This is a genomic window from Roseateles aquatilis, assembly GCF_002205645.1.
Lineage (GTDB): Bacteria > Pseudomonadota > Gammaproteobacteria > Burkholderiales > Burkholderiaceae_C > Roseateles > Roseateles aquatilis.
The window spans coordinates 66,058-79,908 of sequence record NZ_NIOF01000007.1 but is presented as its reverse complement, the minus strand read 5'-3'; the positions used below and the strand labels follow the sequence as shown (position 1 = coordinate 79,908).

14 protein-coding genes are annotated in these 13,851 nt (G+C 69.4%); 3 read left to right on the top strand and 11 right to left on the bottom strand.

The window, feature by feature from the left end:
• Window positions 1-20: 20 nt before the first annotated feature.
• Window positions 21-548, bottom strand: coding sequence for a flavin reductase family protein (locus CDN99_RS16265; protein ID WP_088386145.1), 528 nt, complete (start codon window positions 546-548; stop codon window positions 21-23).
• 59 nt (window positions 549-607) lie between these two features.
• Between CDN99_RS16265 and CDN99_RS16260 the strand changes: the two genes are divergently transcribed.
• Window positions 608-1,558, top strand: a complete 951-nt coding sequence (locus CDN99_RS16260; protein ID WP_088385932.1) for a M48 family metallopeptidase — start codon at window positions 608-610, stop codon at window positions 1,556-1,558.
• A 157-nt stretch (window positions 1,559-1,715) separates the two neighbouring features.
• The gene (locus tag CDN99_RS16255) at window positions 1,716-3,323 is read left to right on the top strand and encodes a hybrid sensor histidine kinase/response regulator (RefSeq protein WP_088385931.1); all 1,608 of its coding nucleotides are present in this window, start codon (window positions 1,716-1,718) and stop codon (window positions 3,321-3,323) included.
• Window positions 3,324-3,344: 21 nt separating this feature from the next.
• Here the strand turns inward: CDN99_RS16255 and CDN99_RS16250 are convergent, their stop codons facing one another.
• The 6 genes from CDN99_RS16250 to ribA all read right to left on the bottom strand — a co-directional run bounded on the left by CDN99_RS16250 (window position 3,345) and on the right by ribA (window position 7,700).
• Window positions 3,345-3,992, bottom strand: coding sequence for an MBL fold metallo-hydrolase (locus CDN99_RS16250; RefSeq protein ID WP_088385930.1), 648 nt, complete (start codon window positions 3,990-3,992; stop codon window positions 3,345-3,347).
• 2 nt (window positions 3,993-3,994) lie between these two features.
• The gene (locus CDN99_RS16245; protein ID WP_088385929.1) at window positions 3,995-4,567 is read right to left on the bottom strand and encodes a HipA domain-containing protein; all 573 of its coding nucleotides are present in this window, start codon (window positions 4,565-4,567) and stop codon (window positions 3,995-3,997) included.
• Between the two features lie 32 nt (window positions 4,568-4,599).
• Window positions 4,600-4,971 (bottom strand): response regulator, encoded by a 372-nt coding sequence (locus CDN99_RS16240; RefSeq protein WP_088385928.1) that lies wholly within the window; start codon window positions 4,969-4,971, stop codon window positions 4,600-4,602.
• A 135-nt stretch (window positions 4,972-5,106) separates the two neighbouring features.
• Window positions 5,107-5,625: a PIN domain-containing protein gene (locus tag CDN99_RS16235; RefSeq protein ID WP_088385927.1), complete on the bottom strand. Its 519-nt coding sequence runs from the start codon at window positions 5,623-5,625 to the stop codon at window positions 5,107-5,109.
• Window positions 5,626-5,634: 9 nt separating this feature from the next.
• Window positions 5,635-6,876: a helix-turn-helix domain-containing protein gene (locus tag CDN99_RS16230; protein ID WP_088385926.1), complete on the bottom strand. Its 1,242-nt coding sequence runs from the start codon at window positions 6,874-6,876 to the stop codon at window positions 5,635-5,637.
• Between the two features lie 197 nt (window positions 6,877-7,073).
• On the bottom strand, window positions 7,074-7,700 hold the full coding sequence (ribA, locus tag CDN99_RS16225; protein WP_088385925.1) for a GTP cyclohydrolase II: 627 nt from the start codon (window positions 7,698-7,700) through the stop codon (window positions 7,074-7,076).
• A gap of 145 nt (window positions 7,701-7,845) precedes the next feature.
• Between ribA and CDN99_RS16220 the strand changes: the two genes are divergently transcribed.
• Window positions 7,846-9,579: a M14 family metallopeptidase gene (locus CDN99_RS16220; protein ID WP_088386144.1), complete on the top strand. Its 1,734-nt coding sequence runs from the start codon at window positions 7,846-7,848 to the stop codon at window positions 9,577-9,579.
• 22 nt (window positions 9,580-9,601) lie between these two features.
• On the opposite strand, the gene ypfH is transcribed toward CDN99_RS16220, so the two are convergent.
• From ypfH to CDN99_RS16200, 4 genes are read right to left on the bottom strand one after another with little or no spacing between them, the layout of a single operon-like run.
• On the bottom strand, window positions 9,602-10,303 hold the full coding sequence (gene ypfH / locus CDN99_RS16215; protein WP_088385924.1) for an esterase: 702 nt from the start codon (window positions 10,301-10,303) through the stop codon (window positions 9,602-9,604).
• Window positions 10,304-10,319: 16 nt separating this feature from the next.
• Window positions 10,320-10,658 carry a thioredoxin family protein gene (locus tag CDN99_RS16210; protein ID WP_088385923.1) on the bottom strand — a complete coding sequence of 113 codons (339 nt, stop codon included), beginning with the start codon at window positions 10,656-10,658 and terminating at the stop codon, window positions 10,320-10,322.
• A 55-nt stretch (window positions 10,659-10,713) separates the two neighbouring features.
• Window positions 10,714-12,870, bottom strand: a complete 2,157-nt coding sequence (locus tag CDN99_RS16205; protein ID WP_088385922.1) for a sensor histidine kinase — start codon at window positions 12,868-12,870, stop codon at window positions 10,714-10,716.
• Window positions 12,871-12,880: 10 nt separating this feature from the next.
• Window positions 12,881-13,591 carry a response regulator transcription factor gene (locus tag CDN99_RS16200; RefSeq protein ID WP_088385921.1) on the bottom strand — a complete coding sequence of 237 codons (711 nt, stop codon included), beginning with the start codon at window positions 13,589-13,591 and terminating at the stop codon, window positions 12,881-12,883.
• Window positions 13,592-13,851 lie beyond the last annotated feature (260 nt).

Sequence of the window (13,851 nt, the reverse complement as noted above, 5' to 3'; positions counted from 1 at the left end):
GTCGCGGCCGGCCCCGGTGCTCAGATCGGCAGTTCGGTGTAGTAGCGGCCGCCGTGGAAGATCAGCGGCTGGGCGTGTTCCACGCGCGAGCTGGCCTCGACTTCGCCGACGAAGATGATGTGGTCGCCTTCCTCGTACTGGCTGCGGTTGGCGCATTCGAAGACGGCAGCGCAACCCTCCAGCACCGGTGCGCCGCCACAGCCTTCGCGGAAGCGGACGCCGGCGAAGCGATCGATGTCGCGGGTCGCGAAGCGCTGCGCCAGTTCCTTCTGGTCGGCCGACAGGATGTTGATCGCGTAATGCGAGCCGCGGCTGAAGACCGGCATCGAGCCCGCGCGGCGGGCCAGGCTCCACAGCACCAGCGGCGGCGCCAGCGAGACCGAGTTGAACGAGTTGGCGGTCAGGCCGACCAGCGTGCCGTCGGCGGCGCGTGCCGTGACGATGGTGACGCCGGTCGCGAACATGCCCAGCGCGGCACGGAATTCCTGGGGATCGAGCGGGGAGGTCGCGCACGCGGGCGACGGGGTGATCAGGGGCGGCTGGGACATGATGCCCGCCATTGTCGCCTCGCCGGGAAAGCGACGCGGCGCCTCCCTAGAATGCCGCCATGGTTGATGCTGACTTCTCTCCGGACGCCGACGCGCATCTGCCCTCGGCCCCCGCCTATGGCTTCGGCCGCTGCGACTGCCGCGGCTGCGCGCCGCGTCGGCCGGCGCGGCGCCTGTTCACCGGGCTGCTCGGGCTGGGCGGCGCGGTCGCGCTGGCGCCGGCCTGGGCGCAGGAGGGCGTCGACGTCGGCAAGCAGAGCCGCTGGGCCAAGCTGGTCTCGGCCGAGCAGGTCGAGGCCGCCGCGCAGCAGCAGTACGCGCAGATGATGCGCGACGCCCAGCGCCAGAAGGCGCTGGCGCCGGACAACAACCCTCAAGTGGTGCGCCTGCGCGCGATCGCGCAGCGCATCATCCCGTTCTCCGGTGCCTGGAACCCGCGCGCGCAGCAATGGCGCTGGGAAGTGAACCTGCTGGGCAGCCGCGAGCTGAACGCGTTCTGCATGCCCGGCGGCAAGATCGCCTTCTATTACGGCATCCTGCAGCAACTGCAGCTCAGCGACGACGAGGTGGCGATGATCATGGGCCACGAGGTCGCGCACGCGCTGCGTGAGCACGCGCGGGAGCGCATGGGCAAGACGATGGCGACCAACGGCGCGATCGAACTCGGCGCGGCCTTGTTCGGCCTGGGCGACCTGGGGCGCGGCGTGGCCAACATCGGCGGCCAGTTGCTGAAGCTGACCTTCAGCCGCGAGGACGAGAGCGAGGCCGACCTGGTCGGCATGGAGCTCGCGGCCCGCGCCGGCTACAACCCGCGCGCCGGCGTGACGCTGTGGCAGAAGATGGGCGAGGTCAGCAAGGGCGCGCCGCCGCAGTTCCTGTCGACCCACCCGGCCGGGCCCACGCGGATCCGCGATATCGAGCGCAACCTGCCGCGCGTCGAAGGCTTCTACCAGCGCGCGCCCAAGCCCACGCAGCGTTTCGCGCCGCCGCCGCCGGCCGCCAAGAGCTGACGCGGCCGCGGCGTCATGGCCGCCCAGGATCCTCGATGTCATCGGCCTTCCCGGGCCGATCCGTTGTAATGTGCCCCCTAGGTCTAGGCCCGTGGAACCCCGATTGCTCCGCCCGGCGCAGAGGTCCACTTTCGCGCCCCGTCCAGCAGGAGGCGACATGCAGCGTCAACCCTCGGCGCCCGTTCCGGGTGCGTTGAAAGTTCCTGTCGATGGCGCCGCGCACGAGACGAAGGTCGGCGCGGCGCTGGAGTACATCACCGATGCGGTGATCCTGCTGCGGCACGACTGGACCATCGAGTTCGTCAACGTCGCCTTCGAGCGCGCTTGCGGCAAGACACGCGAGACGCTGCTCGGCACGCATTACTGGACGACCTTCCCCAACATCATGGGGCCGCGCTTCGAGAGCGAGGCGCGGTCGGCGATGACGGCCGGCACGGCCCACATGTACGACGAATTCAGTCCCCGGCTGAACAAGTGGTTCGAGTGCCGCGCCTTCCCATGGGAGGAAGGCTTGGTGATCCTGTTCATCGACATCACGATGCGCAAGGCCGACGAGCTGACGCGGGTGGACATGGAGGAGAAGCTGGTGCGCATCCAGCGGATGGAGTCGCTGGGGACGCTGGCGGGCGGCGTGGCGCACGACTTCAACAACATCCTGGCCGCGATCCTCGGCCACGCCGGCATGATGCTGGAGGAGTTGCCCGAAGGCTCGCCGCTGCGCGATCACATGCAGCAGATCAAGCGTGCCGGCGATCGGGCACGCGAGATCGTGCAGCGCATCCTCGCCTACGCGCGCGGCGGCAGCCAGGAGCTGTCGAAGTACCAGCTGGCGCCGCTGGTCGAGGACAGCATCGGGCTGCTGCGATCGACGTTGCCGCCCACGGTGCGGCTCACCGTCGACCTGAGCGGCGACGGCTGCGTGGCGACCGTGGATCCCGCCGAGGTGCAGCAGGTGGTGCTCAACCTCTGCACCAATGCCTGGCAGGCGATGCCCGGCGGTCACGGTCATCTGCATGTGGGCTTGCGCGCGGTGCAATTCGACGTGCCGCATGCGTTCGTGATCGGACGCGTCGGGCCCACGCGGTATGCCGAGCTGTGCGTGCGCGACGATGGCCAGGGCATGTCCGCGGAGGTGGCCGGGCGGCTGTTCGAGCCCTTCTTCACGACCAAGCCGCGCGGTCAGGGCACGGGCCTGGGGCTGCACATCGTGAACGGCATCGTGCACGCGCACGGGGGCGCGATCGACGTGCAATCGCACCCGGGGCGGGGGACCTTGTTCTCGATCTACCTGCCGATCGTCGACGAGGCCGCGCCCATCGATGCCGCCACGCTGGCCAAGGTGGCCGAGCCCGGCGAGGGCGAGTCGGTCGTCTACGTGGACGACGATCCGATCGTGCTCATGATGGTCGAGGCGCTGCTCAAGAAGGCCGGCTATGACGTGCGCTCGTACGCGGACCCGCGAGGGTTCCTCGACGATGTCGAGCAAGGGCGCGTCTCGCTGCAGTTGCTGATCACCGACTACAACATGCCGGGCATGAACGGCCTGGAGTTGGCGGTGGCGGTGCGTGGCACGCTGCCGCGGCTGCCGGTGATCATCACGACCGGCTACATCGCGGACGAGCTGACCGCGGCGGCCGATCAGATGGGCGCCGTGGCGGTGCTGCAGAAGGAGCGCAGCTTCGAGGAACTGGTGGAGCTCGCTGCCCGCGCGCTGCGGGGGTTTCCGGAATCGCGCTTCCAGGAGAGCGGGCTGGCGCCGCTGTGAGCGCCGACCCGGCCGCGCCGCTCAGCCCCAGCGCCCGCCGACGAACGGATTGGTGCGGCGTTCCTCGCCGAAGGAGCTTTCCGGGCCGTGGCCGGGGATGAAGACGGTGTCGTCGCCCATGGGCCAGAGGCGCTCGTTGATCGAGCGGATCAGCGTGTCGTGATCGCCGCCGGGGAAGTCCGTTCGGCCGATGCTGCCGGCGAAGAGCACGTCGCCGACGAAACAGCGCCGGGCGCTTTCGGCATGGAAGACGACATGGCCGGGGGTATGGCCCGGACAGTGGCGAACCTGGAGCGTCTCCTGGCCGATCTGGACGGTGTCGCCGTCCGCCAGCCAACGCGTGGGCGCGAACATCTCCGCCGGCGGGAAGCCGAACATCGCGGACTGCTGCGGCAGGGCGGTGATCCAGAACTGGTCGCCCGGGTGCGGGCCGATGATCGGCAGGCCCTGCTCGCGCGCGAGCTGGCCGGCGCCGCCGGCGTGGTCGATGTGGGCGTGGGTCAGCCAGATCGCCTTCAGCGTCAGGCCCAGGCGGGCGACCTCGGCGAGCAGCCGCGGGACTTCGCCGCCCGGGTCGATGACGGCGGCGTCCAGGGTCGCGTCGCACCAGACGATGGAGCAGTTCTGGTGGAAGGGCGTGACGGGGAGGGTGTGGTAGCGCAGGGGCATGGTCAGAGCAGCTGGGACAGCAGGTCGCCATTGTCCTCACAGAGGCGGCGGAAATCGTCGCCGATGCGGGGATCGGCGGCGGCGGTCCGCCAGAACGTCAAGGCGGCGCGTGCGGCGGCTTGCCAAGCTGATGTGTCGGCCGGAAGCGGCAGCTTCGGTGCGTACTGCCGCCGCGGCAACTCGACGCCGCGCACGGGGGCGTAGAGCATCGGCAACATGTCGTAGATGGGCGCCAGCGCGAAGGCCGGTGTTCCGTCGCGGAGCACCGGCTGGAACGACAAGTTGCCGTCGTGCATGTCCGTGTTGGCGATCAACTGGCCGTAGAGCCAGACCCGTTGGATCGTGGCCAGATCGTGCGTGGTCAGCCATCCCGTCGGCAGCAGCTTCGCACAGGCTTCCAGCCACGGGTGACCGGCGCTGCCCACCATCGCGGCGTTGAGCGAGCACCAGGTCGCCACCGGCGATCGGCCCAGGGCGCCATGGCGATCGAATCGATTGATCTCCAGAAACGTGCGGCCGCCGTGAAGGTGAATTCGCGACGTCGCGGCCGCCACGTTCAACTGCGACGCCAGCACCTGCCCGGCCAGGTGCTCGCAGACGAGCAGGCCTACCGCATCTCCACGCCCAGCAGCCTTCCCAACCCGTTCAAGTTGATCGGCTTGGCGAAGTAATGGTCGAAGAACGACTCCTCGTCCCCCTGCTGCTCGCGGGCGAAGCCTTCGCCGCTGACGGCGATGATCACGACCTGATGCCCGTAGGTCTCCCGCACGAGCCGCGCCAGCTCGCGGCCGTCGATGCCCGGCATGTTGATGTCGGTGATCAGCACCTGGGGAGCCCATTCGCCGAGCATGTCCAGCGCCTCTTGCGCGCAGGAGCACCCCCGCACCTCGCAGCCCCAGGAGGCCAGCAGGGCGGTCAGGAATTCCAGGGAATCGGCATGGTCTTCAACCAGAAGAGCCTGCAAGCGGTCGGGGGCCATGGCGGCGTATCGGGCAGAGGTCGTGTAGGAGGAGGCCGCATCCGCCGGTAGGCCGGCATCGCGTGAAAGAGATGCTGGCAAGCGGAGTGCCTGGGGGACGAGCCAACGCGCAGTCCGGCGGCGAAAGGCGTTCCGCTAGGCGACCAGTTGCGCGAAGCTTGGAAAGTTCATCGCGTAACGGCGCTCCGCCAGCCTACTTTTGAACGCATCCGCCTCGCCAACGGAAATCTGTCCGCCACGGATCGCTTGAAGGATCAGATCCTCGGTGCGAAGCAGTCGGCCTTCCCCGAGGAGCTCGATCGCCATCCGGCGAAACCGTCGCTTTTCGTCGGATGCGACCGCATGGCCGTGGCGGGCCGCCACCGCGAGGCAAGCGGCCTCGCCCTTGCCCATCGATGTGCGGAGCTGGGCGAACAACGCGAGCGTGTCCGACTGGTTGATCGTCAGGCGCTCAAGATGCTTGGCTTCAAGCGCGGCGCACAAGGCACGGGCGTGGCCCGGATCGTCCACCTCCTGAATGACTTCTTCCGGCACGGCAAATCGGTGAGCCGCCAGGCCGCCCGGCAGGTCAAGCCGACCAATGTGGATGAAGTTGGTCAGGACGTTGGCGTCGGTGATCACGATCAGGGCGCAAGTCGATATCGCTTTCGCCATGACCGTCGCTCACTCCATGCCTACCGAGGTCAAGGTGTTCTGTACCGACGATCGCGTCACGCCGACCATGGCGGCGAGCTCGAACAACTTGCTTTTCGTGATCTCGTCGCGCCGGAAGGCTTCCAACCCCAGACCCAGGAACCGACGGCGGAAGTCCTCGCGCTCGTCCCGGCCATGCAGGGGCTCCGAGGCGCGAAGAAACTCGGCGATGGCTGGGCCACCACCCGATTCCTCCTGCGCCTTCAATCGATTGAAATCGGCTTCACCGACCAACCGAAGGTTCTTCACGCGATAGAGCGCCGAAAGTCGGCTGACCCCGAAGTGATGGGCCAGGCGCGCCACGTCATAGAGCTGGAGTTCCTGGCTGCCAGGCGAGGAGCGCTGCTCGGCCTGGATCGCCGCGTCCCCGTCGAATGCCCAGGCCTGGTTCCTGCTGCCCGCCCCCTTGCCCAGCGCCCGAACAAATTGCTCGACGCCGTCTTCGGGCATCAGGAAATCCGCGGCAAAGGCATTGGCACGGACTTCGATCAGCTCCTGGCGGTTCTCGCTGCGGCTGAGCGTTCCGCGGCGGTTGCGGTCGACCAGCACATGGGCGTATTCATGGGCATAAGAGAACCGCCGCCGCAGCGGTGCGTGGTCCAGGTTGGCCACGACGAACACGCCGATGCGGGGATCACACAACGTCAGCCCCGAGATGTTCTCCGGCAGAGGCACGGCGCCAGTCCGAACCCCCTGACCCTCGAGCACGTCCGCGAGGTCACCGATCGGCGCGATGCCCAGGCCCAGCCGCTGCCGCTCATCGGCGGCGACGCGTTGGCCCTGGCGCACCGCATCCCAGCGGCCGGTGGGCGCGGGCAGTTCGTAGATCGCCGCTCGCAGTTGCGCGCGGTCGATGCCCAGCATCTGTTCCAGCTGCGACACCTGGTGCCCGAGCGCCATGCTCTCCTGCAGCGCGGACAGCAATTCGCCTTGATCGGCCAATTGCGGCGTGGCTCGGAACAGCGCGGACAGCGCGTCCTGGTCCGCGACATGCTCGGTGAAGTCATCGGCGAAGAACTCGCGGATGTCGCGCCCCACGGCGAAAGCCAGACGATCCAGCTCCAGGCTGGACACGGCGCGGGCGCCACTCTCGATCTGGTTGATGGCGACGCGGGAGAGCCCGATGGACTCTCCCAGTCGCTCCTGGGTCAGATGGCAGCGCTCGCGGGCGGAACGGATCCGCTGGCCGAGCGCCGCTTGCGTCAAGGGCATGGCAGGCTCCGGACTGAATCGACGATGTCGAATGATAGGTCGGAGACAACTGATCCTGTCAGTTCATGGATGATGAAGTTTGATATTCATACATTGCCGGAGAGGGCAACCGGCCTTGGCGCGACAATTGAGCGCCAGGGCGAACAAAAAACGGCGCCGTGGCGCCGTCCTTCATCTTGACCCGCAGCGGGCGCATCTCACCCCAGGTAATGCCCCATCCGCCTGCGCTTCGTCTCCAGGTACCGCTCGTTGTGCGGATTGGCCTCGATGCGCAGCGGCACCAGTTCCTCGACCTCGATCCCGCCCTGGACCAGCGCGTCGCGCTTTTGCGGGTTGTTGGTGATCAGGCGCACGCTCTGCACGCCCAGCAGGCACAGGATGTCCAGGGCGTCGGCGTAGTCGCGCTCGTCCTCGGCGTGGCCGAGCTGCAGGTTGGCGTCGATGGTGTCCACGCCGGCCTCCTGCAGCGCGTAGGCGCGCAGCTTCTCGACCAGGCCGATGCCCCGGCCTTCATGGCCGCGCATGTAGATCACGATGCCGCCGTCTTCCCTGGACAGCAGCGCCAGCGCGCCTTCCAGCTGCGGACCGCAGTCGCAGCGCAGCGACCGGAAAACGTCGCCGGTCAGGCACTCGCTGTGGATGCGCAGCAGCCCGCCGCGCACCTTCAGCGGGCCGACCGACAGCACCAGATGCTCCGACCCCGTCGACGGGCTGCGGAACGCACGCGCCTGGAAGTCCCCCAGCGGCGATGGCAGATGCACCACTTCCCAGTCGGTCGCCCCTTGCGTCCCCAACGGGATCTTCTCGCAGTGATTCACAGCCATCTCCAAACCTGAACAAACGCAGCAAAGGGCAGCAATTTAACTCCTCTCAGGGTAAACGCGTTGCCTGGGCCTGGAGAGGCCTCTCGGACGCCGGGGATGGCGCATGCACAATCGTCCGCACCCGCCACCTGTGCCAGGGATGCCCATGACCGTTCTGCCGCCCGCTTCCGTTACCGCGTCGACGCCGTTGCCCCGTCCGCGCTTCGACGAGTTCCCGCGCTACGAAGCGCTGACGCAACTGCTGTTCGACTACGCGCAGGCCTGTCCCAACCTGGTGTCGGTGCGGTCCATCGGCAAGAGTTACGAGGGCCGCGAGATCTGGCTGGCGATCCTCACCAACACCGCCACCGGCGCCGACGTCGACAAGCCCGCCTTCTGGATCGACGGCAACATCCACGCCGCCGAGCTCACCGCCTGCACCACCTGCCTCTACTACCTGCACGAGCTGGTGAGCAAGTACGGTAGCGATCCGCAGGTCACCCACCTGCTGGACACCCGCACGATCTACCTGGTGCCGCGCCTGAACCCCGACGGCGCCGAGCTGGCGCTCGCGGACCGGCCGCGGCACATCCGCTCGTCCACGCGTCCGTACCCGTTCGACGAGGAGCCGGTCGAGGGCCTGAGCGTCGAGGACATCGACGGCGACGGCCGCATCCTCACGATGCGCATCCCCGACCCGCACGGCGCCTACAAGAAACATTCCGGCGACCCGCGCCTGATGGTGGCGCGCGAGCCCGGTGAATTCGGCGGCGAGTACTACCGGCTGATGCCCGAGGGCCTGGTCATCAACCATGACGGCTTGAGCATCAAGGTCAACAAGGACAACGAGGGCCTGGACCTGAACCGCAACTTCCCCGCCGGCTGGCGCCAGGAGTTCGAGCAGGTCGGCGCCGGCCCTTACCCGACCAGCGAGCCCGAGGTGCGCGCGATGGTCGACTTCATGGTCGGCCATCCCAACATCGGCGCGGCCATCAGCTATCACACGCACAGCGGCGTGATCCTGCGCCCCTGCGGCACCCGCAGCGACGAGGACATGGCGCCCGAGGACCTCTGGACCTACCAGCGCTTCTCCGCGCTGGGGGAGAAGCACACCGGCTATCCGGCGGTGAGCATCTGGCACGAGTTCAAGTACCACCCCAAGGACGTCATCACCGGCACGCAGGACTGGGTCTACGAGCACCTGGGCGCGCTGTTCTGGGTGGTGGAGCTGTGGTCCCCCAACAAGGAAGCCGGCATCACCGGCTACAAGTGGATCGACTGGTTCCGCGACCACCCGGTCGAGGACGACCTCAAGCTGCTGAAGTGGAGCGACGAGCACTGCGGCGGCCAGGCGCACGTCGAGTGGACGGCGTTCATGCATCCGCAACTGGGCGAGGTCGAGATCGGCGGCTGGGACAAGATGAACTACTGGCGCAACCCGCCGCCGCACCTGCGCGAGCGCGAGGCCGCGCGTTTCCCCGCGTGGATGAACCAGATCGCGCTGAGCCTGCCCAAGCTGGAGCTGCTGCGGACTGAGGTCCGCGCGCTCGGCCCCGACACCTGGCGCGTGCGCATGGCGGTGGGCAACAGCGGTTGGCTGCCGGCCTACGTGACGCGGCAGGCGCTGGCGCGCAAGCAGGCCCGCGGCGTCGTCTTCGAGATCTTCCTGCCGGTCGATCCCGAGGTCGGCCTGATCAGCGGCAAGCCGCGCATGGAAGGCCCGCAGCTCGAAGGTCACGCCCCCAGGCAGACGCAACTGGCCTTCCTGCCCGAGCGCGACGTGACCGGTGACCGCGCCTTCGGCGAATGGGTCGTGCGCGCCCCCCAGGGCACGCGCCTGAGCCTCGTCGCCAGCGCCGACCGCGCCGGCACGGTCAGAACGGAAGTCACGCTCGACTGAAGGGAAGAGGCGCTTCCCGCGCTCAGTGGCGGGGGTCGGATTTGTCCTGCTCGGCGGCCGTCAAAACGGCTTCCCGCCACAGACGCGCCGGGATGAACGTCCGCAGCTGCTCCATCGCGCGCTCGATCAACTGCGGATGCAGCTCATGCCCGACATGCGGCAGCACGTCCGCGGTGATGTCGGCGCCCAGCGCCATCAGCTCGCGCGCCGCATTCAGCAGCGGCGCATAAGGCAGCTCAGCATCGTCCTTGCCATGCAGCAGGTGGATGCTCACGTCCTTGGGCGCGTGTTGTGGCCAGTACGCATACGCGCCTGCGAAGGCCAGCACGCGCCCGGCCAGCGCCTCCTCCTGCTGGAGCGCCTCCAGCGCCAGGATCGCGCCCTGCGAGAAGCCGCCCAGCGCGACCCGCTCCCACGCCAGGTCGAACCGGTCCGCCAAGCCGCGCACCATCGCGATCAACGACGGCACCGCGGCCGCCAGGCGCAGCGCGCGCAGCGTGTCGTCGCCCTGCTCGGAGAACCACTGGAAGCCCGCGCCGCCGCCCGGCACGGCGTCATGGGCCTCGAAGCCGTCGGGCAGCACCAACGCCGCGCGCGGGTACTGGCGATGCAGCGCCTCGGCCAGTGGGCGCATCTGCTGGCCGTCGGCGCCGGCACCGTGCAGTAGCACGAACATCAGATCGGGCGGCCCGTCCTGGGGCAGCAGCACATGGGCTTGAGTCATGGGGCGGGATTGTCGATCAAGCGTCGTCGATGCGCAGCAAGGCGTCGCGGATGTCCGTGGCGCTGGTGGGCCTGACCAGCCGGGCCACTTCCTGGCCGCCGCGCATGAAGATCAGCGTCGGCCACAGCTTGACCTTGAACGACCGGCCCAGCGCCTGGCCCTTGCCGTCCTCGACCTTGATGTGGCGCACGTTCTCGTGCCCGCCGTCGAAGGCCTGCTCCAGCAGCGGCTGCGCGTTGATGCAATGCGGGCACCACGGCGCGCCGAACTCGACCAGTACCGGTCCTTCCACCGACAGCGTGTCGACGGCGTCCCGGATCGGCTCGGTCAGGGCGTAATGGGGATTCAATGGCATGGGGACTCCTTTCAATCGCGACAGCAGGTGGGGCCGATGCTCCCCCGGGACGGCCTCAGGCGGCGACGAGACGCAAGGTCATCTCGAACACCACGCCGTCCGGCACGTTGAACGCGCGGATGCCGCCGTCCATCTTCGCCAGGTAGGTCTTGGCCACGAACAGGCCCTGGCCCCGGCGCTCGCCGGAGGCCTCGGGCGCGACATCGGAGACGCCGTACTCGAAGATCCTGTCCAGCATCGCCGGATCGATGGCCGGCCCCTGGTTGTGGATGCGCAGCAGCACCGCGCCGGGCTCGCCGGCTTCCAGGGTCAGAGCAATGGGCGTGCCCACGGGCCGGTAGCGGTCGGCGTTGCGCAGCACGTGCGTGACGGCGTCCTCCAGCGCATAGGCCTCCGCGCGCACCGGCAGCGGCTCGGGCAGCGTGGTGCGCAAGCTCACGTCGGCGATGCCGGCGTAATGCGCGTTGGCCGCGACCTCGCGGCAGAACGCGGCCAGATCCAGCACCTCCGGATGCAGGTTGGCCGAGGCCAGCGCCTCGCTCGGCGGCGCGCTGCCGTAGAGCACCTTCACCGCCTGCTGCATGCGCTGGACGTAGCGGTGGCTGGGGTCGTCGGCGCCGCCATGCAGCAGCATCAGGGACTGCAGCGGCGACATGATCTCGTGGCCGACGGCGTGCCACATCTCGCGCTCGCGCTCGGCCCGCAGTTGCTCGCGGCGCAGCCCGTCCTTCACGCGTTGCAGCGCGTCGGCCAGGCTGCCGGCCAGGATGCCCAGCTCGTCGCGGCCGCGCAGGTCGGTCACGTCGAGCTCCCCGATGCGCTGCTCGGCGCGCGCGTCCTGCATGTTGTACGAGACCGCCGCCGCGCGTTTGGTCAGCACCGCGATGCCGCGGATCAGGCCGAGCTCCACCATCAGCCACGCCACCGCCACGGCGGCCAGCATCGCCGTCGCCAGCAACGCGAGCGGCCGGGCCTCGAGCGCCAGCTGACGATCCAGGCTGCGCAGGTCGCCGCGCAGCACCAGCCGGTAGCGGCCCGTGGGCGTGGCGACCTCGTCGGCGGCGTCCAGCCAGCGGACCTCCGCCGAGCCCCGCCCGCCGGTCTTGCCATCGGTCTCGCCGCCGAAGCCCTCGACCGGCAGTCGCCGGATCACGTGGATCAACCAGGGCAGCGCGCGCTCCGAGAGCTCCGGCCCGCGGCGCTCCGCGATGGTCTGCGGACGCGGCCCGGACTTCTCGATGCGCAGTGTCTCGCCGGGTTGCAGCGCCGCGCCGATGCGGTCCAGCGACAGCGCCAGCGACGCGCCCGGCCTGGCGCTGTCGAAGAGCACCGGCGGTGCCGAGCCTTCCGGGGAAGGGCCCAGCAGCTCGACGCGCACGCGCGCCTGGTCCAGGTCCGCGGGCGGCCAGACGGGCTGGCGCTTCTCGAAGAGCGCCGCCTGGAAGGCCTCCACCGGCAGGCGGATCGAATAGAAGGTGCGCCGCGCGCAGTCCGGCCCGGAGGCCGCCTCGCCGCACGGGCCCTCGCGCCAGAGCCAGCCGCGGAACTCGCGCACCGGTCGCGCCTTGCCGGGCAACTGCGGGCCTTCGCCGACGAAGCCGGTGAGGCGGCCGCGCTGCGCGCCGCTGGGCGCGGCGGTGCCTTCGAATGGCGCGACCCAGGTCTGCGTCGTGCCACGCAGCTTCAGCGTCACGCGCGCGCGGTGCACGCCGGCCAGGTCCAGCGCGCCATGCTCGCGGCCGATCAGCGGGCCGCTCTCCAGGCTGCCGACCAGGTAGAGGAACCCGCCGGCATAGGCGTTGGCGCCGACGGCGGCGCACAGGCTCGCGCCGTCGGGCCAGCGCAGGCCGCAGCCGGCCATCTCGATGGCGCGCTGGGCCTTGTTCTGATCGTCGAAGTCGATCGCGGCGAAGGGCAGCAGCACCGGCGCCTGCCCGTCGCGGTCGCCCGCGCCCATGCCCGGGTTGAGCAGGGCCAGCTGGCCGCTGGGATGGCGCAGCTGCAGGACGATCTCGGCCAGCGATTGCCGGAAGCCCTGCGCATATCGCTGGTAGGCGCGCTGCTTCTGGTCGGTCAGCACCGTCAGCGCCAGCACCAGGGTGGCCGCCGCCAGCAGCAGGAAGGCCAGGTGCACGACCGCGCGGCGCCGGAACGCCGCCAGGCCCAGCCGCGGCACCGTCAGCGCGGGCAGCTCGACGGGGCCGAGCCTCATGCGCCGGCCTTCATCGCGGGCCGGACCAGCGGAAGCCGCGCATCGGCACGTTCTCGATGGCGTCGAAGGCGGGATCGACCTCCTTCAACGCCTCGCGCAGCGTCGACACATGCTTGCGCACGTTGTCCCGCCTGCGGCCGCTCTTGACCACGTCGTAGAGCTCTTCATACGACACCACCTGCGGCGCGCGCTGGTACAGCGTCGCCAGGATGCGCTGCGCGGTCAGCGGCAGGTTGATGCGCTGGCCCTTCCACAGCGGGCTGCGCTGCCAAAGCGGGTCGAGCCGGAGCGGGTCCGGCGCGGCCTGCGCCGGCGCGGCGGGCTCACGGGCGCGGGCGGCGCGCAGGATGTCGAGGAAGGTGTCGATGAACTCGGCCTCGTCGAAGCTGGTCTTCTGCAGGTAGTCCCACGCGTCCAGCGCTTTCATGATGCCGCGGTAGATCGCCGCCGGCATGGCCGAGACGACCAGCACCGGCGTGCCCGCGTTGAGCTTGTTGATGGCGTTGATCAACGCGACGCCGGCATGCCGCTCGCGTCCGAGCTCGATGTCGAGCACGACCATCTCGTACTGCTCGCGGGCGAGGGCCGCCTCGGCCGCGTCGCGGTCGAACCACTGGTCGACCTGCAGTTCGGGCCGCGCGGCGCGGATCCATCCGGCGAGTTGCTCGCTGGTGGGGCGGTCGTCCTCGATGACCGCGACCTTGTTTCTGGGGGTGACCATGGCGCCGGATTATGGACAGCGCCGCGCGCCGCGACGCGTCGTCGGGCGCGGGACCCCGTGAAGCTTTCTTCCGGACCGTGAAGGGAGCCGCCGTCCGCCCGCATTGAGGCTTCCGCGCCGTCTCCGGACCATGAGCGCCATCGACACACCCGATCCCGGGACCCCTGGAGAACCTCATGAACGACCGCCTGCAATCGATCCGCAACGCCGCCGCGCGGCTGAAGGCTCGGCTGCCTGGCTTCTCGCGGCGCGCCGGCGCC